Genomic DNA, 20837 nt, shown 5'->3' with positions numbered 1-20837 from the left:
CAGCAAATATATGCTGCTCACGATTTTCCGCTGCAATTCAATTTGTCGCTTGTCGAGGTAAATTAAAAATGCTTCAATCCGGATTGCACGGCTGTGCAGAAATAATAATACCGGCCGTCGATCCTGGGGAGGATACGCAAATGCCTGCGTTTTTGGAGGTAGCGGATGCACGCGTCCGTTATGGCAATAATGAGATTCTTAAAGGTGTAGACCTTTCGGTCAAGAAAGGTGAATTCGTAGCGCTGCTTGGCTCGTCGGGATGTGGAAAGACAACCTTGCTGCGTGCGATTGCGGGCTTCAACACGCCGAGCAATGGAGCGATCCGCGTCGGTGGTAAGGATGTCACTCGCCTTCCGCCAGACAAGCGCGGCATGGCTTTGGTTTTTCAATCCTATGCGCTCTGGCCACATATGACGGTGGCGCAGAATATCGGATACGGTCTGCGAATTCGTGGAACGTCAAAGGACAAAATTCGTCAAAAAGTTCAGGAAGTAGCGCGCCTTTTGGGGCTTGATGCTCTTCTCGATCGCAAGCCTGCCGCACTTTCAGGCGGTCAGCGCCAACGTGTTGCACTGGGCCGGGCACTGGCTATTGAACCTGATATTCTGCTGCTCGATGAACCGCTCTCTAATTTGGATGCGCGCATCCGCCTGTCGGTTCGTCATGAAATCAGCGCCTTGCAGCGTCGTCTGGGTATTACGGCGGTTCACGTGACCCATGACCGCGAAGAAGCAATGGTTATGGCAGATCGCATCGTGATCCTGAACAATGGTGAAGTGGCACAAGCCGGGGCACCGGAAGAAGTCTATAATCATCCGGCTTCCGATTTTGTTGCCGCTTTCATGGGAGCTGAAAACCTCATTGAGCTGCCTGTTACAGTCAAAGCTGACCGTATCGAGATTGCTGCCGGACCACATAACAAGGCGAGTACAATTCCGGCAGGCCGCCGTAATTTGTCGGATGGAATAGCAACAGCACGTTTTCGCAGTGAAGCAGCAAAGCTCGCAGTGCCGGGATCGCCCAACTTCGCCACAACGCCTGAACTCATCCTGTCCGGAACGGTCGACCAAACCAGCTATCCTGGCGGTCTTTGGCGGCACATGGTGAGCGTAGGCGGCAGACACTTGCTGGTCGATTCAGCGGAAAGTCACCAGCCCGGTTCACAGGTAGAAATTCGCATTCCCGAACAGGCTTTATTTTTGTTCGACAAGTGATTTGATCGACCAAACTGTAGGCTCCGGAGAATTGCACAGGTGTGCACCACTCCAGGGGCTGACTCGAAAGGCGATCTTAGCAGTGTCAACTGCTCACCACAGGATTGCGGGCCGTCAACCGTCCGCAGCCGCACAAAATTCCCGATCACACCTCACCGGATATCCAATATCCAACCGTCGAAGTCTTCCGCTATGCGGATCAAAAAAGCAGGAATTATTCGATGAAGACGATTCTGAAAACAGCTCTCGTCCTTGGTCTGACGGCATCACCCGCCGCAGCCGATGAACTGACCGTGCTAACCGCAGGCGACCAGAATATGGTCGACTATGTGAACGAGTATCTCGGCCCATTGTTCGAGAAGGAAAATCCCGGCACGACGGTTCGCGTTGTTGGCACCGGCCCCGGCGATGCAGGTTCACAGAAGATTCTCGAGCGCTTTGAAGCACAGTCCAAGGCTGGGGTTGAAAAGTGGGACGCGGATGTCGCCGTCGTCCATGAGAAGTTTGCTGGCCCGATGGTCGAAAAGAAGTTTCTAGAAAACTACCGCACCAAGATCGACAGCGGCAAGCTCGTAACGCGTGGCAACGCCAAAATGGCGCTTGGTACCGATGTTGATGGCTATGTCATGCCAATGTTCAACAGCCAGACTGCCCTTGCGTATAATCCTGCGCTCGTTGCCAATCCACCAAAGAGCTATGACGAGCTGGTTACATGGGCCAAGGAAAACCCGAAGCAATTCGGCTATAATGGCATCAAGGGCGGCGCTTCCGGTGTAAGCTTTGTGATGGGCTGGATTTATGCCTATGGCGGCGATGCCGACAAACTCTTGAAAGGCCCGTTTGAAGAAGGCGAAGCCAAAAACTGGGACAAGGCTTTTGCCTCACTCAAGGATTTCACCACCAATGCAACGCTGACGCCCGGCAATGCAGGCACGCTCGACATGCTGAGCCGTGGGGAAATCGCTATGGGTCCAGTCTGGGTGGACATGTTCTATTCTTGGAAAGCCAATGGTCAGCTTCCACCAGAAATGAAGCTCGTTCTGCCTTCGCCTGGCATGCCTGGCCAGCCGATGCATTACGTGATCCCTGAAAAGAGCGCCAACAAGGAACTTGCTGAGAAGTTCGTGGCACTGGCAACTAGCCCGAAAGTTCAGGCTGAAGGCATTGTAAAACGTTTCAACTGGTATCCGGGCATTGATGCAGATCACGTCAAGGCGGAGCTTGATGCCGATACGTGGAACAAGCTTTTCACCGACATTTCGCCTGAAGATCTGGCCAATTACGGCAAGCCTTTCCCGATCGCCCCATACAACACTGCGATACTGGAAGCTTACGAACGCCAGGTTGGCAACTGATGAAGGCCTAGACCGGGTGCGTTAAACACGCATCCGGTCGATAATTCAAAAATTCGGGGAATACTCATGTCGCAGAGAATGACGGGTTTTCTGCTGGTCGCTCCAGCGCTGGCCATCGTGCTGATTCTGTTCATCGTGCCGCTATTTGGTTCGATAACCGGCGCATTTCATGTTGGTGAAGATTGGGGCTTCGGCAACTTCACAAAGGCATTTGAGCTTTATTCAAGCGATATGCTGTTTACCGTTGTGATTGTCACCCTCTCCTCAGCGCTGATCGCGCTTTTTGCGATTGCTATTGGCGGATATTTAACCCTTGGATCCAATCAGCGCGCCGTAACTGTTCTGCGCTGGCTTTATCGTTGGCCACTGTTCATTCCCTTCATCGTCGTCGGCCAGATATTGCGCACATTTCTCGCCAAAAATGGTCTGATGAATAGCCTGCTGATCGAAAGCGGTGTTCTGACACCACTCCAAGCCATGAGCTTTCTCGACTGGCGCGGCATCGTGATCGCATTTGTCTGGAAGCAGACGCCATTTGTCACTTTGCTACTGGCTGGCGCAATGGCATCGATTGATCGCAGCACCATTGAATCGGCACGTAATCTTGGCGCAGGACGCCTACGCATTCTGATCGAAATCGTGCTGCCCCAAGTGCGCCCGACACTGCTGGTGGGCTTGATCCTCAGTTTCGTCACCATGATGTCGGTGCTTTCCGTTCCGCTTATGATCAATGCCCAATCTCCAACGATGATCACCGCCAATATGGCCTTCCGCATCAATGCCTATGGCGATTATGGCGTTGCCAATGCGCTAGGCACCATCTCGCTCCTGATGACCAGTCTGGTCGCGTGGATTTATCTTAGACAAACCATGAAGGAGCACGGCTGATGAGCACTGCATTTGACTGGCGTTGGATACCACGCGGCATCGTGCTTGGCCTACTGGCCTTCGCTATCTTCGGACCGTTGGCCAATCTGCTTCTTTGGGCTGTCGCTGAACGCTGGTATTTCCCGCATACGCTGCCTATTCAGTACGGCTTTTCCTTCTGGGCGAATGTGTTTTCGGCGCGGGGCAATGCGCTTTCATCGCTCGGGACCAGCGTGGTTATTGCAAGCCTGACAGTCGTCGTCTCGCTCGGCCTTGCTATTCCGGCTGGCTATGCGCTGGCACGATTGAAACTACCGTTTCGCGGGCTAGTGTTGCTGATCCTCTTGATCCCGCAAGCCTTTCCAAACTTGCCGATTTACGTCAACATCGCGCAGATGTTCTATTCGCTGCGTCTGAATGGAACGATTACCGGCGTTGTGCTGGTGCATGTGACGCATGGTCTGGTTTATGCCGTGTGGATCGCGACCGCTGCGTTCTCAGCGATTGATCGAGAGCTGGAAGAGGCAGCGCGCTCCATGGGGGCATCAGCCATGAAGACTTTCTTCCACATCACATTACCGATTGCAGCGCCTGGCCTGCTCGCCAGCGCAATCTTTGTGTTCCTTGAATCACTCGATGAATTCACCGGGACATATTTTGTGGGCGCACCCGACATTACAACATTACCGCTCATGCTCTATACAGCAAGCTCGGGTGGCAATTATCAGATCGCATCGATCAGCGCATTGATCCTGCTGGTGCCTTCAATTGCCTTCATGTTTGTGGTTGAGCGTTTCCTGAGAGCCGATGTGCTTTCCAAAGTGGGTCGATAGCAATGGCAGATAGTGATCGCGGTCATGATGAGCTTTCAGAAAATCTGCCCCGTTTTATCAGCGCGCATGAGGTCGCGGTAGAAGCCGGTGTATCTCGCTCTGCCGTGTCTCGAACGTTTACGCCGGGTGCCAGTGTGTCGCCTTCCACGCGAGAAAAGGTGCTGAAAGCAGCCGAAAAGCTCGGCTATCAGGTCAATGATCTTGCACGTGGCCTGTTGGCCAAGCGTAGCCGAATTGTTGGCATGATCGCTGCTGATCCAGCCAGTCCTTTCCGCTCGCGCCAGATTGCAGCGCTTTCACGCAGGTTGACCGCGCGTGGCAGCGTTCCCGTACTGATTCCAACCGGACAACATGGTGAAAATCTGTCCGCGGCACACCAGACGCTTCTCCGCTATCGAGCTGAAGCAACTGTCGTTCTGTCCGGCATGCCGTCGTCATCGTTTGTCGAACTCGCGCAACGCAATGGACATACATTAATTGTCGTTGGTCGCAACGAGGATGGCCCCGATCATATCCGTATCAATAACCGACAGGCTGCAGAAACAGCGGTTGACGTATTCGCAGCACGTGGCATGAAACGATTGGGGCTGGTCACGTCCAATGTCCGTAGTCCCAATTTGTTGGAACGCGAAGAAGCTTACATCACACGTGCCGAAAGCATTGGTCTCAAGGTCAGTGTTCAGCGTGGCGAACTGACAGACTACGATGGTGGCTTTGCCGCAGCATCCTTGCTTTTGAGCGAGCGTGACCGGGTTGAAGCTGTGTTCTGTGTGAACGACTTGATGGCTTTCGGTCTGATTGATTGCGCCCGTGATGTCTTCAATCTCTCGATACCAGATGATCTTTCGGTGATTGGCTTCGACAATGTCACTGAAGCGCGCTGGGGTGCCTACAGGCTCACAACTTTCGACCAGAATGCCGAGCGTTTGTCAGCCGAGATTATTCGCCTGCTCGACGAACGGCAGAGTGCACCCAACGCACTGCCTCAAATGGTGATGATTGATACGCCGTTGATCCTGCGTGGAAGCGTGCGGCCACTCAAAGCTGATAATGCTGCTAACGGAAGCAAATCCTGAATGTCTGACTATTCCATATGGCTCCGCCCCGCACAGGACGATCTTAAGTTTCTTGAAGAAATTGTCCGGGATTTAAGCCAGCGTTTCAATTCAACCGTATTCGAACCACATGCAACGCTTGTCCCTGACATGAGCTATTCAGCAGAAGAGCTTCTGCCAAAAGTGATCAGCCTTGCGATCGGACGCAGGCCGCTTGAGCTGTTGATTGAAGATGTGACCGGAAGCGAAGCCTATTTTCGCTCATTCTATGCGAGGCTTGAGAAAGCACCGCCCCTGATGCGGCTTAAACAAGACTCTCTTGAGATATCCAGTGAAGCCAGCTTGCAAAGCTTCATGCCGCATGTCTCGCTGGCCTATGGTGTTGACGATTCAACGCTCAAACAGACCGAAATGCAACGCCTCGCCACTAAGCTTTCAGGGCGAAAGCTGCGATTTGACCGTCTTGTTATTGTGAGCTCATCAAGCGACACGCCAATTGATGACTGGCATGTAAAACACGAGATTTATCTTAAAGGTTAGGCCAGCCACCATATATGTGGCTGGCCTTCTATAATTAAAGTGGACGTGGATAGGTACGATAGACTTTTTCAATATCTACCAGAACATCGTCTGAAATATTTACTTCGCTTGCAGCGATATCGGTCTTGAGCTGCTCCACTGATGTCGCACCAATAATGACCGAGGTCATGAAGGGGCGTGTCAGCGAAAAGGCGATTGCCATCTGCGCGATATCGAGATCGTGCTTCTTCGCAACATCAATGTAAGCGCGAATGGCAGGTTCTGAATAGGAGTTATCGCGCCAAAGGCCGCCGTCAGTAACAGAGGCACGTGAGCCTTCCGGGATCTTTCCGCCAAGATACTTTCCAGTCAGAACCCCGGCAGCGAGTGTGGAATAAGCGAGCAAACCAACGTCTTCGAATATGGAAACTTCCGCCAGGTCGAAATCAAACTGGCGCTGCAGCAAGCCATATTCATTCTGGATTGACGCCATACGCGGCAGCCCGTGTTCTTCGGCAATTTTCAGCCATTGCATCGTGCCCCAGGCTGTTTCATTGGAAAGACCGACATGTCGGATTTTGCCTGCGCGAACTGCATCTTCGAGACCGAGAAGAACATCGTGAATCTGCGCGGTTTCGGCCTTCGGGTCAACTTTGGATGGATCAAAATTCCAACCTTGACCGAAATGGTAGTGCGGGCGGGATGGCCAGTGGATCTGGTAAAGATCGATGTAGTCCGTCTTAAGACGGGTCAGGCTGTCGTTAACCGCCTCGGCAACACTTGCGCGACTTGGCTTTGCACCACCGCGAATCCATTCCTGACGTCCACCGCCTGCAATTTTGCTGGCGAGGATGACGCGGTCGCGTTTTCCTGACTTTTTGAACCAGTTGCCAATATAGGATTCAGTCTTGCCATAGCTTTCCGAGCTCATCGGAATGGCATAACCTTCGGCCGTGTCGATGAAGTTAACACCGGCATCAATGGCATAATCAAGCTGTTCGTGGGCGTCGTTTTCAGTATTCTGCACGCCCCATGTCATGGTTCCAAGGCAGATTTCAGTTACATTGAGGCCCGTGCGGCCCAAAGTTTTCATTTTCACGAGATTTTTCCGGATCGGTTTGGCCGCAGAACGCGGATTGGACGGAGGTCGAATTGATAACCCCGGGACACCGCAGCTGACAAGACCGCTCTCTAAGATTTGAAACCGCTTATAGGAAACGTTTTGCCGAATATGGCGTCGGATCTGTAAATGTCTTCTCGCCCGTCATCATTTCGGCCAACAAGCGGCCGCTGGCTGGTCCAAGCGTCAGACCATGATGGGCATGGCCGAAATCAAACCACAGCCCTTTATGGCGTGGTGCTGGCCCGATCACTGGGCGCATGTCTGGCAAACAAGGCCGCAAACCAAGCCATGGTTGCGCTTCGACAGCCTCTCCCAGTTGTGGCAGAAGTCGGCGCGCCACCTTTTCGGCTCGCTTAAGCTGGATAAAGTTGGCAGGCGTGTCGGGCGAAGCAAACTCGATACCTGTCGAAAGGCGTACGCCCTGCACCATCGGCGCAAGTACATAACCCGCTTCCTCATCGACCAAGGTGTGACCGAGCCGCGCACCATCCTGCATTTCAAAATGCATATGATGACCACGCTTGATACCTAGCGGGATTGCATAACCGAACTTCTGGAAAATCAACCCCGATTGCGGGCCAAGCGCCACCACAGCATCGCGTGCAGAGATTGGACCTTGCTCGGTTGTCACCTGCCAGCCATTTTCGGTTTCAACAAGCGAGGCTGCGTCCCCATGCAAAAGAGTTCCGCCGTTCTGACGGAAAAGATCGGCGTAGGCTTGCACAAGGCCGCCCGGGTTTACGATTGTCTTCGGATCAAGCCAATGAATGCCGCCAGCAACCGCGCCAAGTGTTGTTTCCCTCTGCCTCAGAGCATCAGAATCAAGGACATCATAGGCAAGATTGTATGGCTGCAATTGCGGAAGGCGCTGAACAGCTGTATTAAATGCGTGTTCATTGCGAAACACTTCGATCCAGCCCTGCGAACGAACAAGCCTTTCACAGCCAGCTTGAGCTATCAGCGTGTCATGTTCTCTAACGCTCGCTTCAATAAGCGGCAGCATCGCGTTTGTTGCAATCTTCAACCGTTCAGGTGAGGATTCACGCCAATATTGAAACAACCAACGCGCAATGCGCGGTACATAAAACGGATCATAACGCACGTCTGAACGGCGATTAAGGCCATAGCGCAAAAGCGCGCCAAAGCCCTGCGGGAATGAATAAGGAATAACGCTTGAGCGTTCGATGAGGCCGGCATTACCAAAGCTCGTGCCCTGCCCCGGTTCACCTCGATCAACCAGAACAACAGAACGGCCCCGCGCTTGTAAATGCAAAGCTGCGGAAACGCCCACAATACCCGCGCCCAGAACGATGACATCTTGTTGCTGCATGGTATTCCCGCCAATCCCATAAAACGAAAGAGCGCGCTGACGATTTGCCAGCGCGCCCTTGCATACATCAAAGAGTGAAACTTTTTACAAGTAACTTATCTTGGATTGCTGCATAATTCCCTAAACATGAAGCAGGTTAAGGTAAAATTATGCAGCAAGTCTAAACTGTAAGAGCGATCTTTGCGCGCCCTATGGCCGCACGGCGCTCTAGTAAATATCGAAGTCGAAATATTTCTTCACCACAGTTGCGTAGGTGCCGTCCTCACGGATTTTCTTGATTGCTGCGTTGAACTGCTCACGCAGATCGTTGTCGTCCTTACGCACCGCTATAGCGGTGTCAGTCTGCGTACCCGGCACATCGCCAATCAATTTGCAGCACTCACCACCATCGCCCTTGATCCAATCGGAAATCGGGAACTTGTCCGAAATGACTGCATCAAGACGGCCGCTTTTAAGATCGGCATTGGCTTCATCTGCAGTCGGGTAAAGCTTCACATCAGCACCGGCCTTGCCGTATACGTCTTCGGCATAGGTCGCCTGCGTAGTCGATCCTTGTGCGCCGATTGATTTACCCTTGAATGCTTCTGCATCAAGCGCTGTGATCGGGCTGTCTTTTGGAACTGCAACCGAAAGCGGTGTCGAATAATATTTGTCGGTGAAAGACACCTGCTTCTGGCGCTCTTCGGTTACGCTCATCGAAGCGATGACTGCATCGAACTTGTTTGCCTGCAGTCCTGGAATCATGCCGTCCCAATCATTGGCAACGATTTCACATTTTGCTTCCATTGCCGCGCAGAGCGCCTTGGCGATTTCAACATCAAGCCCTTGCAACGAGCCATCAGCCGCGACGAAATTGAACGGAGGATATGCACCTTCCGTAGCAATCTTGATTTCTTTCCACTCCTTGGCCTGCGCTGGAAACGCAACAAGAATGGAGGCAACGCCTGCGAACAGGATGGATTTCAACATGATATTCCCCTTGACCGTTGTTATGGTTCTGTTTTGCAGGTTTCCCGCCCGCATATTTATTCGTTGAATGAAGCACCGGACGCCTCATGTTTCAAGTGAGACATTTGGAGGCGTCCGGTTATTTTGTATCAATAGATGTCGAAGTCGAAATACTTCTTGCGGATCGTTTCATAAGTGCCGTCATCACGGATTTTTTTAATTGCCGCATTGAACTGTTCACGCAGATCATCGTCACCCTTGCGCAAAGCTACCGCAATCTTGGTTTCTGAACCTGGAATATCGCCTAGGAACTTGCAGCAATCAGCGCCTTGTTTCTTCAACCAATCAGCTGCAAGGAACTTGTCAGCTGCAATCGCATCAAGGCGACCGCTTTCAAGGTCGGCATTGGCTTCGTCCGCCGTCGGGTAAAGCTTCACATCTGCACCAGCTTTACCGTAAACGTCATCGGCATAATTGCCCTGCGTGGTGCCAGCCTGCGCACCGACTGTCTTGCCGTCCAATGCTGACGGCTCAAGCGATGTGATGTCGGTATCCTTGGGAACAACAACGGCCAGCGGTGTGGTGTAATAGCGCTCAGAGAATGCGACTTGCTGTTCGCGCTCTGGCGTAATTGCCATGGATGCGATCACGGCATCAAACTTGTTTGCCTGCAGGCCGGGGATCATGCCGTCCCAATCATTGGCAATGATTTCGCATTTGGCTTCCATGGCTTCGCAAACAGCGTTGGCAATGTCGATATCGAAGCCAGCCAGCTTGCCGTCTGGAGACATGTAGTTGAAGGGCGGATATGCGCCTTCGCTGGCGATACGGATTTCTTTCCATTCCTTTGCCTGAACAGGCATGGCAAAAACGACAGTGGCCAGACCGGCCAGCAAAACTGATTTAAACATCGCTTCCCTATTCCAGTTATTAGTCGCGGGCTTTGTTAAGTTCTCAGTCCGGCTTGCCCGCAAAGCCGAACGAATTCAATCGCAACTTTAGGCATACTTAAACGCAAAATGACCCGCTGCGCGTTTAGCGCAACGGGTCAGGTATGGCCTCAACGGTGCTTTCAGGCAACAAGACGTGTCGAATGATCGTCTTGCGCATAAGCTTTGCCGAAGCGGTTTGCGAGGAATGCATCGAGCGTGATGTCTTCCTGACGAACAAAACCCTTCTGTGCGATTTCGCCCTTTGCCAGCATATCGAGCACAGCGCAGATGGCAGAAGCAGTCGTGATCTGGATGCCCGAACGGACGATCTTGCCAACCTGATTGGCATAAACTTTGTTCGCGTAGGTTTCCTGAACCAGACGACCGTTCTTGGTGCCGGAAACGGTCACGAAGATTACGATAACGTCCTGCAATGTGCTTGGCAGAGCGTTTTCGAAAATGTCCTTGAGCACTTCACGGCGATGACGAAGACCGAGATCGTTGAGCAACGCCTTCATGAGAGCAACGTGGCCCGGATAACGGATCGTGCGGTAGTTGAGCGTGCGTACCTTGCCTTCAAGCGTGTCGCAAAGCGTGCCAAGGCCGCCCGACGTGTTGAAAGCTTCATAGGTCACACCGTCAAGCGAGAATTCTTCGCGTTCTTCGAGCGCTGGAACCTTTGTCAGCTTGCCATTTACGATGGCTTCGCATGGCTCGATATATTCGTTGATGAGACCGTCGGTGCTCCAGGTCAGGTTGTAGTTGAGAGCATTCGATGGAAATTCTGGCAGAGCACCAACGCGCATACGCACGTTTTCAAGCGTGTCGAAGCGCTTTGCGAGGTCATAAGCAACGATCGAGATAAAGCCCGGAGCCAAACCGCACTGTGGAATGAAAGCAGTCTTGGCATCCTGTGCCAGTTCCATGACGCGCTTGGTGCTGGCAACGTCTTCGGTGAGGTCGAGGTAATGAACGCCAGTCTTGGCTGCAGCTTCAGCGATCAGCGTGGTCAGCTGGAATGGAGCGGCACTTAATACCGCGAATTTGCCCGCCAGAACTGTTTCAAGTGCCTTGGCATCTGCGATGTCCAGAGCCTGCGTCTTAACTTCCGCACCAGTGTCCAGCGCATCGAGCTGTGCCTGCGAGCGGTCAACAACCGTTACAGCATAATCACCAGTCGAAGCCAGAAGATCGGCAATGGTCGCGCCAATTTTGCCCGCGCCTACAACAACGATCTCTTTCATGTATTTTCCCCTTCAACAAATAAGTTGGGTAATGCAATTACGATGGATACAGAATCTCACAAATTTCGGCGAAAAGAAGCATTTAAACCGACGATTTCACGTTGTTTGTTTGTGCAAAATGACGTATCTAATATGCATTATGACGACAAATGCAGACCTTACCCTTATCGCCCTATTGCGTGAAAACGCCCGCGCCTCCACTGCAGACCTCGCAAGGCGGCTCGGTGTGTCACGTACGACCGTGCAAAGCAGGCTGGAAAAGCTGGAAAAACGGGGTGTGATCGAGGGCTATACCGTTCGAATCGCGCCGGAATTCGAACGTGATCTGGTTCGTGCCCATGTGCTGGTAACGGCGTTGCCCAAGTTTGCACCAAAGGTTGAAACTGCGTTGCGCAGCATCATGGCAGTGCGCACGCTGCATTCTGTCAGTGGCCATTTCGATATGATTGTTGTGGTGGAAGCGCCGTCAATTCAGGAACTCGACATTGTACTCGATAAAATCGGGGCGCTCGAAGGTGTTGAGCGCACCATGTCTTCAATCATTCTCTCGACGCGGATTGATCGGTAATCAATCCTTAGAACTGCCTTCCCAGCCAGCATAAAAGACACCGTTCTGTGTCTCCATAAAATGCGCGACGGTGTCGATTTCATCTGGATCGATTGAGGTACTGACAAGCGTTGCGAGTATCTCAACAGTCTCTGCATTACGATCTGTAAGCTCTATATCGCTAACGGGATATTTCGCCTCTTCGAGTTTTTCAACCAGCAATTCACGCATTTCTTCCATAACTGAATGCGAGACTATTACGCGAACCTCATAGGTCTGTTCGAGCGCCTGCTCGCTGATGGGAATGCGGTTGATGAGATTAACAAGCGGCCGCAGCAACGTATTGCCGAGCAAAACGTAGATTGTCAGCAAAGCTGCTTCTGCCAGCATATCTGTGCCAGCACACGCTCCAACGGCCGCCGAGCACCAGAGGGTGGCCGCCGTATTGAGGCCACGAACATTCATGCCCTCCTTCATAATGACGCCAGCACCAAGAAAACCAACACCGGAAACCACGTAGGCGATCACACGTAGCGATTCCGCGCTGCCTGCGAGACGCGCAGCCAAATCAACAAAGGCCGCAGCACCCAATGCTACGAGCGCATTGGTTCGCAGCCCTGCTGTTCGCTGACGATACTGTCGTTCAGCGCCGATCATTGTTCCAAAGATAAAGGCGGCGGTGAAACTCACCGCCGTATCAAGGAATGGGTAAAGGTCAAAGGTATTCAAAAATTGCATGGTCAAAAATCCGATTTTTGCCAGTGCGTTAGCAGGTTAATTTAAACCCTTTATGACAATTTTATTAGTCCGACTAATTGCCGACGAATTCAAACTTATCGACATCGACAAGCCCGCGATCCGTGATCTTCAGATGCGGGATGACCGGCAGAGCAACAAACGCTAGCTGCAAAAATGGTTCTTCTAAAACCGAACCGAGCTCTTCAGCCGCATGTCGCAGTTCGCGAAGCTGTTCACGCACGGTTTCATAAGGCTCTATGCTCATCAGCCCAGCGATTGGTAGCGGCATTTCAGCCAATACTTTACCATCACGAACCACTACAAAACCGCCTTCAATTTCACCAAGTCGGTTAGCGGCAGCGGCGATATCTTCGTCCGACACGCCGACCACACAGATATTATGGCTGTCATGGCTGACAGTTGACGCAATGGCTCCGGCCTTCAGGCCAAAACCATGCACGAATCCGGTGGCGATATTGCCATTCTTTCCATGCCGTTCAACCACTGCGATTTTGACAACGTCGCGGTCAAGATCGGGTTCAACGCCATGCGGTCCGACTTTCAAATCAAACTCGAGGCTTTCGGTGATGATCTTTCCCGGAATAATGCCGATTGCACGCGTCTTTCCGCTGTTGGATTGTGATCTGAAGCTTGATGCACTAACAGTTGGCGCTTTCACGCTGTTGCGACCGACTTCCGTAACTGATCCCCGCGTTGAGAACAGTTCTTCCGAAACCACCCTGCCCGCAGACAGAACGATTTCAGCATTGCAGCCTTCAAGACTGTCGACGATCACGAGATCGGCGCGCTGCCCCGGCGCAACAAGTCCGCGATCAAACAGCCCGAAAGCGCGCGCTGCCGAAACACTTGCCGCGCGATAAATTGCAAGCGGTTCAACACCACCAGCGATTGCCGTGCGGATGAGATAATCAAGATGGCCCTGATCTGCGATATCGAGTGGATTGCGGTCATCCGTGCAAAGCGCCAGAAACTGCGAGTGCCTCTCTGTGATAATCGGCATCAAAGCATGCAGGTCTTTGGAAACCGAACCTTCACGCACAAGCACATGCATACCCTTGCGCATCTTTTCGAGCGCTTCCTCAGCACTTGTCGCCTCGTGTTCAGTACGGATACCGGCTGCGATATAGCCATTCAGATCTAGCCCTCGCAGCAGTGGCGCGTGACCATCTATGTGGCGTCCCTGAAAGGCTTTGAGCTTCGCCATACATTCAGGGTCTTTCGACAAGACGCCCGGAAAATTCATGAACTCAGCGAGCCCAATAACCTTGGGGTGGTCGGCAAAAGGCAGCAGATCGTCGATCAGAAGTTCGGCACCAGAGGTTTCCATATGGGTTGCAGGCACACAGCTTGAAAGCTGCACCCGAATATCCATGATCGTTTCCAGCGAGCTATCGAGGAAGTATTGTAGGCCTTCGACGCCCAGAACGTTGGCGATTTCGTGCGGATCGCAAATAACTGTGGTGACACCTTGTGGCAGTACGCAGCGATCAAATTCATGCGGGGTCACATTGGATGATTCAATATGCAGGTGCGTGTCGATGAAACCCGGCACGACGATGCGGCCCGAAATATCGATTTCCTGCTTGCCCCGATAGGTGCCAAAGGTGCCCACGATGCGATCACCGCTAATCGCAATATCGCTTTCAACGAGTTCGCCCGTCACGAGATCGAAGAAGCGGCCGCCTTTCAATACGATATCGGCGGGTTCGCGACCGGCACCTTGATCGATCATCTGCTCAAGCATTGGCTCACTCCATTCAAATCATTTTCGGAATCAATTTTCCGAAAATAACACAATGAAGCTTGTTCAACGCTGATATTCAATCATGCGGCTGCGGTTAAGAACCAGTTCAAGACGATCTTTGTCGAGCATATGGATACAGATGCGCTTGTTCCAAGGCCCATCGCGCAATGTGAACAACGCCCGGCCATTTCCGAGGTCTTCCAATGGCATGACCTGTCGCGTTGGGCCAATTCCCATAATAATATGGCCGTTATCGATGGTGAAGGAGGCACTATAAAGTCGTGCGGCCCACTGGCCATCAAACTCTTTGCCTGCGGGGCGAGCGATTACAGACTTCAATTCGCGCGCTACATGGCCGATTTCGCCTTGCAGCGCATCACCAGTCCAACGCAGCTTCATTGGCGATGACGGGGACAACGACGAGAACCAATCATCGCCGATATTGTAGAGACGATCTTCAGCACCAAGGTAATTGGCGACGCCTTCACGCATCTCGATCCAGAATGGCCCGGCGTCCGTTACGTATAATCCGTCTGGAATAGTGCAGCTGGTATCAGGCAGATCCAACCCGTTGAGCGCTGCCATGCAGTCTCGCGCGATTTTATAAGTGTCAGCGTCTTCGCGGTTACTAACAACTATCATGCCGGTTTTCTCAGCCGGATCGAGCATAAAATAGCTTTTGTAACCCGGATGCGATCCGCCATGACCAATGAAGCGCTTTCCGTCAATTTCATTCCAGCGCAAACCGAGACCATAGCCGGTCGGTCGACCATCGTTGAGAAACCGCTCGGTCGAAAGTCTCGAAAGCATTTCGTTTAACGACCCTTGGTCTTCCAGGAGAGTCTGCGCCCATTTAGTCAGCGCCATACCACTACCTGCAAGACTGCCTGACGCGGAAAGCTGAAGGCCAGCCGCACTTTCCTGCCATTTGTCTCCAGACTTCCAATAACCCGGCGCAAGTCCTTTGACAGGATCGGCCCAAACATTGGGGACATCAATGGAATCGCTGATATCGGATTTCACAAAATCCTTGAAAAACAGTCCTTTACGCTCAAAGGCTGCTTCAACAAGCCTATAACCGGTATTTGAATAGGAAATTTCGCTACCGGCGTTAAAGTTCAGCCGGTTGATTGTTGAAAGAAATTCTAGAAGGCTTTCCGCATTGGTATGCGTGTAAACAGACAGCCCCAAAAGCGTCAGGCACTCGCGCACATCCGGCAAACCCGCCGTCATATCAAGCGCCCGTCCGACAGAAACGTCAGCTAATGGGCTTTGCAGCTCCGGCAGATGATCTCCAAGCCGATCATTGAGGCTAATCACATCAGCGTGGTGCAGTACCATGGCACAGAAAATATGCTTGGTTATGGATGCGTAACGAACAACCGTGTTGGCTGTAAAAGGAACGCCTGTCGCGAGACTTTCCAAGCCACCGGCATATGCAAACTTCACGCCCTGCGGATCAAACCCGATAATAACGCCGCCAGGTTCGTTCTTGCCCCATGTTCTGGAATAAAGCTTTGCAGACAATGAAGCTGCATTCCAGTCGGCGCGAATGGGCATAAAAACTCCGTCATGCGGTTTCCGGAACAGAAAACTGCTCCATATATGCGAATACTCTAATTCTTGGTTGTAAGGGTTGACTATATATTGAGCGCAACCAACGGCAATCCTCACAGGTTGAGAGCCACATAATTGAGATTCTTGCACTCACGCAAGCCCCTGAGTTTACTGAATTTTATATAGCGCTCTTGATGGGAGCAGGAAGGTCGTTTCAATTCTGCAGAGTGAAGAATGGACGAGGGCACAGTTTGTGAGTTGGCTAAAGGGCCAGGAGCTGTGGTTGTTATGCTAAAGCGATAGCTTGAAAAGCTATCCACATCTTCTCCCCAATATTATCGATTCTTTTTCGTTTTTTTTCCTTTTAACCATTAACATTTTCGGTTTTATTCTATTAAAGCGATCTAGAAGTTGATCCAGTGAAATTGCAGTCATATAAGTGTAATAACAATAATGCAGGTTCCGGCACCCTGAGCGGTGGATTCCACTCTCGATGTTCACGCAACCTCATTTCCGAGGAGGAAATATGCTTACCCGTCTGATCACGACTTCGGCGCTGACTGGCGCCCTTGCCCTCACCATTGGTTCGCAGGCTTTCGCACAGACGGAGCTTAGCTGGTGGCACGGCATGACCGGTGCCAACAACGAAATGGTCAATGAACTTTCCAAAGAGTTCAATGAAAGCCAGAGCGAATACAAAATCGTTCCGGTCTATAAGGGCAGCTATCCTGAAACGTTGAATGCAGGCATCGCCGCATTCCGTTCAAAGCAGCCACCAGCAATCATTCAAGTTTTCGATGCCGGTAGCGGCGTCATGATGGCCGCCGAAGGCGCGATGGTTCCAGCAGCTGAAGTGCTCGAAAAGGGCGGCTTCAAGTTCGACAAGTCGCAGTACCTGCCGGGTATCGTTGCCTATTATTCGAAGCCAGACGGCACAATGCTGTCCTTCCCATACAATTCGTCTTCGCCGATCCTTTATTACAACAAGGACGCTTTCAAAAAAGCTGGCCTTGACGAAAACAACCCACCAAAGACCTGGCCGGAAGTTTTTGAAGCAGCCAAGAAGATCAAGTCGAGCGGTGCATCTGCCTGCGGCTTCACTTCGACCTGGCTCACCTGGATTCAGACTGAAAACTTTGCTGCCTGGAACAATGTTTCCTACGGCACCAATGAAAACGGCCTCGGCGGCACCAACGTCGAACTCAAGATCAACGAACCGCTTTTCGTTGAGCATTTCCAAGCCATCGCTGATCTGGCCAAAGACGGCACTTTCCGTTACGGCGGGCGCGTTTCTGAAGCCAAACAGCTCTTCACCTCGGGTGAATGCGCAATGCTGACGGAATCGTCGGGGGGCCTCGGCGATGTCATCAAGTCAGGCATGAACTACGGCATTGGCCAGCTTCCTTACTATGAAGGTCATGGCCCGCAGAACACTATCCCGGGTGGTGCCAGCCTCTGGGTCTTTGCTGGCCTCAGCGATGAGCAGTACAAGGGCATTGCTCAGTTCTTCAACTTCCTTTCGCAGACCAAAATTCAGCAGAAGCTGCATGAAAAGTCGGGCTACTTGCCAGTGACGATGGCTGCTTATGAAGCAACGAAGAACTCGGATTTCTATGAAAAGAATCCGGGCCGTGAAACACCCATCCTCCAGATGATGGGCAAAGCACCAACGGAAAACTCCAAGGGTGTGCGTCTCATCAACCTGCCGCAGGTTCGCGATATCCTCAATGAGGAATTCGAAGCCATGCTAGGCGGCAAGCAGGATGCAAAGACTGCGCTTGATAACGCCGTAAAACGCGCAAACGAAGCGATTGCAGCAGCACAATAATCTGATGAACTAGAGCGTGCCGCCTGCCCTTAAAAGGGTTTGGCGGCATTGCTATCCGCAAGGAAACTTCCCGTGCAGAAAGTCACGTTTCCAAACAAGATCTTACCCTACTTCCTGCTGGCTCCGCAGATCATATTGACTGTGATCTTCTTTTTCTGGCCAGCAAGTCAGGCGATTTATCAGTCATTCATGCGCGAAGACGCATTTGGACTGAAATCTACATTCGTTGGGCTCGCCAACTTCACCACCGTTCTGGCTGATCCCAATTATCTGCATTCCTTCAAGGTAACGATTGTCTTTAATCTTTTGACCGCATTTGTAGCCATGGGCGCAGCATTGTTGCTTGCAACGGCCGCTGACCGTGTCATTCGCGGCAAGACATTTTATCGTACATTGTTGATCTGGCCTTACGCTGTGGCACCCGCTGTTGCTGGTATGCTTTGGCTTTTCATGTTCAATCCTGCAATGGGTACGCTTGCGTATCTGCTGCGCAGCTACGGAGTTGCATGGGACCCACTGCTTAATGGTAATCAGGCGATGGCCATGATTGTGGGTGCTGCGGCATGGAAACAGATTTCCTACAACTTCCTGTTTTTTGTTGCAGGCCTTCAGGCAATTCCGAAATCACTCATTGAAGCGGCGGCTATTGACGGCGCGCGCGGTGCACGACGGTTCTGGTCAATTGTGTTCCCGCTTCTGGCACCAACCACATTCTTTCTGTTGGTGGTCAACACGGTTTATGCCTTCTTCGACACATTCGGCATTATTCATGCCGTCACCGGCGGCGGCCCTGCCAAAGCTACTGAAACCCTGGTCTACAAGGTTTATAACGACGGCTTCGTCAATCTTAACCTCGGCTCCTCATCGGCGCAGTCGGTTATTCTGATGATTATCGTGATCGCCCTGACCGCATTCCAGTTCCGCTTCATCGAGAAGCGCGTGCATTATTCGTGAGTGAGGCGACCATGATTGAAAAACGCCCAGTCTCCAATCTGTTAGGCCATCTGATCCTGATCATTGGGATCATCGTTGTAGCCTTTCCGATCTATTACACCTTTGTCGCTTCGACGCTGACCTCTGGCGATATCATTCGCCCGCCAATCCAGCTTGTGCCCGGTGGACACATGATGGAGAACTATGGCGATGCCATTTTCGGTGGCGTTGAGCGGGTCGTTGGTGTCAGTCTCGAGCGACTTCTGTGGAATTCGTTCGTGGTGGCAATGCTGATCGCAGTCGGTAAGATCATCATCTCTTTCATGTCGGCATTTGCGATCGTGTTCTTTCGCTTTCCGTTCCGCATGTTCTTCTTCTGGATGATTTTTGTCACGCTGATGCTGCCTGTCGAAGTGCGTATCCTGCCGACCTATAAGGTCATCGTTGACCTCGGCATGATCGACACCTATGCGGGCCTCACGCTACCGCTTATGGCATCGGCGACGGCGACGTTCCTGTTCCGACAGTTCTTTCTCACCATTCCAGGTGAGCTGGTTGAAGCTGCACGCATTGACAATGCAGGTCCGTTTCGCTTCATGCGTGACATTCTGCTGCCGCTGTCGAAGACGAATATCGCTGCTCTCTTCGTCATTCTCTTCATTTATGGCTGGACCCAGTATCTGTGGCCGCTGCTCGTCACCAATGATGCAAAAATGAACACCATTATTATCGGTCTGCGCCGTATGGTGGATTTCGCTGATGCTTCCACGCCGTGGAACTACGTCATGGTAACGGCCATTCTGGCTATCATACCACCGATCCTTGTGGTGGTATTGATGCAGCGCTGGTTCGTCAAAGGTCTCGTTGAAACGGAAAAATAATGAGCAAGATCATTCTTGATAATGTCCGCAAGAGCTATGGCGGCAACATTGAAGTCATCAAAGGCGTTTCGCTGGAGATCCAGGACGGTGAATTCGTTGTCCTCGTCGGCCCGTCGGGCTGCGGTAAGTCGACACTTCTGCGCATGATTGCAGGGCTTGAAGGCATCAGCTCTGGCACGATTGCTATTGGCGACCGCGTTGTAAACGATGTGGAGCCCGCTGAACGCGACATCGCAATGGTGTTTCAGAACTATGCGCTCTACCCGCATATGTCCGTGCGCGACAACCTCGCCTATGGCCTGAAAAACCGTAAAACACCGAAGGACGAAATCGAACGCCGTATCGCCAAAGCGGCAAAGGCGCTCGAAATTGAGCCGTTCCTTGATCGGAAGCCACGCCAGCTTTCGGGTGGTCAGCGCCAGCGTGTCGCTATGGGTCGCGCTATCGTGCGCGAACCGGCTGCATTCCTTTTTGATGAACCACTGTCGAACCTTGATGCGAAGCTTCGCGTGCAGATGCGCGTTGAAATCAAGCGGCTGCAGCGCGCGCTTGGAACGACAAGCGTTTACGTGACCCATGATCAGATGGAAGCCATGACCATGGCAGACCGTCTTGTCGTTCTCAATGCGGGTAATATCGAACAGGTTGGCACCCCAATCGAACTCTACGAAAAGCCTGCTTCTACCTTCGTTGCGACTTTCATCGGTTCGCCTTCCATGAACCTGCTTGAAAGCGGTGACAACAATGTCTGGCAGCCAGGCAATGCTGTGCCCCTTCCTTCGACCAAGTACACCTTTGGCGTACGCCCTGAAGACATCCGCATCATCGAAAACGGTGAAGCTGACGCAAATGGGTTCAACACCGAAGTGCGCATTGATGCCATTGAGCTGGTTGGTGCGGAAAGCTATATTCATAGCTCTCTCGCCGATGGAAAATCGCTGATTTTCCGCGTCGCAGGCCGTTCAGAGCACGCGATTGATGAAAAGATCAAGATTGGTGCGCTTGCCAAAGACATCCATATTTTTGATGCCGATGGACGCCGCACAGGCAACTAATGTCAATATCGGGCGTTCTGGATTTTGAGCGCCCGATAGATACGAATGCGAATTAATTAGCCGTTTTCGTTTTCTTTTTTATGCGCTACACAACGGTAGAATATTTTTCTCTT

General features: G+C 52.0%; 19 protein-coding genes. 11 read left to right on the top strand and 8 right to left on the bottom strand.

Going from position 1 to position 20837, the window contains the following annotated elements; translation table 11 throughout:
* Positions 1-140: 140 nt before the first annotated feature.
* The 6 genes from OIV19_RS04245 (at position 141) to OIV19_RS04220 (ending at position 5864) form a co-directional block, all read left to right on the top strand.
* Complete coding sequence (locus OIV19_RS04245) at positions 141-1214, top strand: ABC transporter ATP-binding protein (RefSeq protein WP_151092208.1); 1074 nt, start codon at positions 141-143, stop codon at positions 1212-1214.
* 221 nt (positions 1215-1435) lie between these two features.
* Entirely contained in the window at positions 1436-2569 is a 1134-nt protein-coding gene (locus OIV19_RS04240) for an extracellular solute-binding protein (RefSeq protein WP_264230773.1), read from the top strand.
* Between the two features lie 66 nt (positions 2570-2635).
* Positions 2636-3457, top strand: a complete 822-nt coding sequence (locus OIV19_RS04235; RefSeq protein WP_151092204.1) for an ABC transporter permease — start codon at positions 2636-2638, stop codon at positions 3455-3457.
* The gene (locus OIV19_RS04230) at positions 3457-4269 is read left to right on the top strand and encodes an ABC transporter permease (protein ID WP_095444359.1); all 813 of its coding nucleotides are present in this window, start codon (positions 3457-3459) and stop codon (positions 4267-4269) included. The genes OIV19_RS04235 and OIV19_RS04230 overlap by 1 nt, the downstream gene beginning before the upstream one ends.
* A gap of 2 nt (positions 4270-4271) precedes the next feature.
* Positions 4272-5345 (top strand): LacI family DNA-binding transcriptional regulator, encoded by a 1074-nt coding sequence (locus tag OIV19_RS04225; RefSeq protein ID WP_264230772.1) that lies wholly within the window; start codon positions 4272-4274, stop codon positions 5343-5345.
* Positions 5346-5864 (top strand): haloacid dehalogenase, encoded by a 519-nt coding sequence (locus OIV19_RS04220; protein ID WP_264230771.1) that lies wholly within the window; start codon positions 5346-5348, stop codon positions 5862-5864.
* Between the two features lie 34 nt (positions 5865-5898).
* On the opposite strand, the gene OIV19_RS04215 is transcribed toward OIV19_RS04220, so the two are convergent.
* The 5 genes from OIV19_RS04215 to OIV19_RS04195 form a co-directional block, all read right to left on the bottom strand.
* Positions 5899-6936 (bottom strand): aldo/keto reductase, encoded by a 1038-nt coding sequence (locus OIV19_RS04215; protein WP_264230965.1) that lies wholly within the window; start codon positions 6934-6936, stop codon positions 5899-5901.
* 115 nt (positions 6937-7051) lie between these two features.
* Positions 7052-8296 (bottom strand): FAD-dependent oxidoreductase, encoded by a 1245-nt coding sequence (locus OIV19_RS04210; RefSeq protein ID WP_264230770.1) that lies wholly within the window; start codon positions 8294-8296, stop codon positions 7052-7054.
* Between the two features lie 207 nt (positions 8297-8503).
* On the bottom strand, positions 8504-9265 hold the full coding sequence (locus OIV19_RS04205; RefSeq protein WP_191793258.1) for an ABC transporter substrate-binding protein: 762 nt from the start codon (positions 9263-9265) through the stop codon (positions 8504-8506).
* Between the two features lie 128 nt (positions 9266-9393).
* Positions 9394-10155 carry an ABC transporter substrate-binding protein gene (locus OIV19_RS04200; protein ID WP_191793259.1) on the bottom strand — a complete coding sequence of 254 codons (762 nt, stop codon included), beginning with the start codon at positions 10153-10155 and terminating at the stop codon, positions 9394-9396.
* Between the two features lie 161 nt (positions 10156-10316).
* Complete coding sequence (locus OIV19_RS04195; protein ID WP_151092192.1) at positions 10317-11420, bottom strand: saccharopine dehydrogenase family protein; 1104 nt, start codon at positions 11418-11420, stop codon at positions 10317-10319.
* Between the two features lie 139 nt (positions 11421-11559).
* Between OIV19_RS04195 and OIV19_RS04190 the strand changes: the two genes are divergently transcribed.
* On the top strand, positions 11560-11988 hold the full coding sequence (locus tag OIV19_RS04190; protein ID WP_039860826.1) for an Lrp/AsnC family transcriptional regulator: 429 nt from the start codon (positions 11560-11562) through the stop codon (positions 11986-11988).
* Here the strand turns inward: OIV19_RS04190 and OIV19_RS04185 are convergent, their stop codons facing one another.
* From OIV19_RS04185 to OIV19_RS04175, 3 genes are all read right to left on the bottom strand, one after another.
* On the bottom strand, positions 11989-12705 hold the full coding sequence (locus OIV19_RS04185) for an MgtC/SapB family protein (RefSeq protein WP_191793260.1): 717 nt from the start codon (positions 12703-12705) through the stop codon (positions 11989-11991).
* Positions 12706-12778: 73 nt separating this feature from the next.
* Entirely contained in the window at positions 12779-14470 is a 1692-nt protein-coding gene (gene ade / locus OIV19_RS04180) for an adenine deaminase (protein WP_264230769.1), read from the bottom strand.
* Between the two features lie 63 nt (positions 14471-14533).
* Positions 14534-16030: a serine hydrolase domain-containing protein gene (locus tag OIV19_RS04175; protein WP_264230768.1), complete on the bottom strand. Its 1497-nt coding sequence runs from the start codon at positions 16028-16030 to the stop codon at positions 14534-14536.
* Between the two features lie 523 nt (positions 16031-16553).
* Here OIV19_RS04175 and ugpB point away from each other — a divergent pair.
* The 4 genes from ugpB (at position 16554) to OIV19_RS04155 (ending at position 20724) form a co-directional block, all read left to right on the top strand.
* Entirely contained in the window at positions 16554-17855 is a 1302-nt protein-coding gene (ugpB, locus tag OIV19_RS04170; RefSeq protein WP_167388238.1) for a sn-glycerol-3-phosphate ABC transporter substrate-binding protein UgpB, read from the top strand.
* A 72-nt stretch (positions 17856-17927) separates the two neighbouring features.
* A complete protein-coding gene (ugpA, locus tag OIV19_RS04165; protein ID WP_095444348.1) occupies positions 17928-18809 on the top strand; it encodes a sn-glycerol-3-phosphate ABC transporter permease UgpA in 882 nt (293 codons plus the stop codon).
* Between the two features lie 11 nt (positions 18810-18820).
* Entirely contained in the window at positions 18821-19669 is an 849-nt protein-coding gene (ugpE, locus tag OIV19_RS04160; protein WP_094574358.1) for a sn-glycerol-3-phosphate ABC transporter permease UgpE, read from the top strand.
* Positions 19669-20724: a sn-glycerol-3-phosphate import ATP-binding protein UgpC gene (locus OIV19_RS04155; protein ID WP_095444347.1), complete on the top strand. Its 1056-nt coding sequence runs from the start codon at positions 19669-19671 to the stop codon at positions 20722-20724. The genes ugpE and OIV19_RS04155 overlap by 1 nt, the downstream gene beginning before the upstream one ends.
* Positions 20725-20837: the final 113 nt, after the last annotated feature.

This window comes from Brucella sp. HL-2 (genome assembly GCF_025846885.2).
Classification (GTDB): Bacteria; Pseudomonadota; Alphaproteobacteria; order Rhizobiales; family Rhizobiaceae; genus Brucella; species Brucella quorumnocens.
Note: the sequence above shows the minus strand (reverse complement) of the source record. Positions and strands in the feature narration are given on the sequence as shown.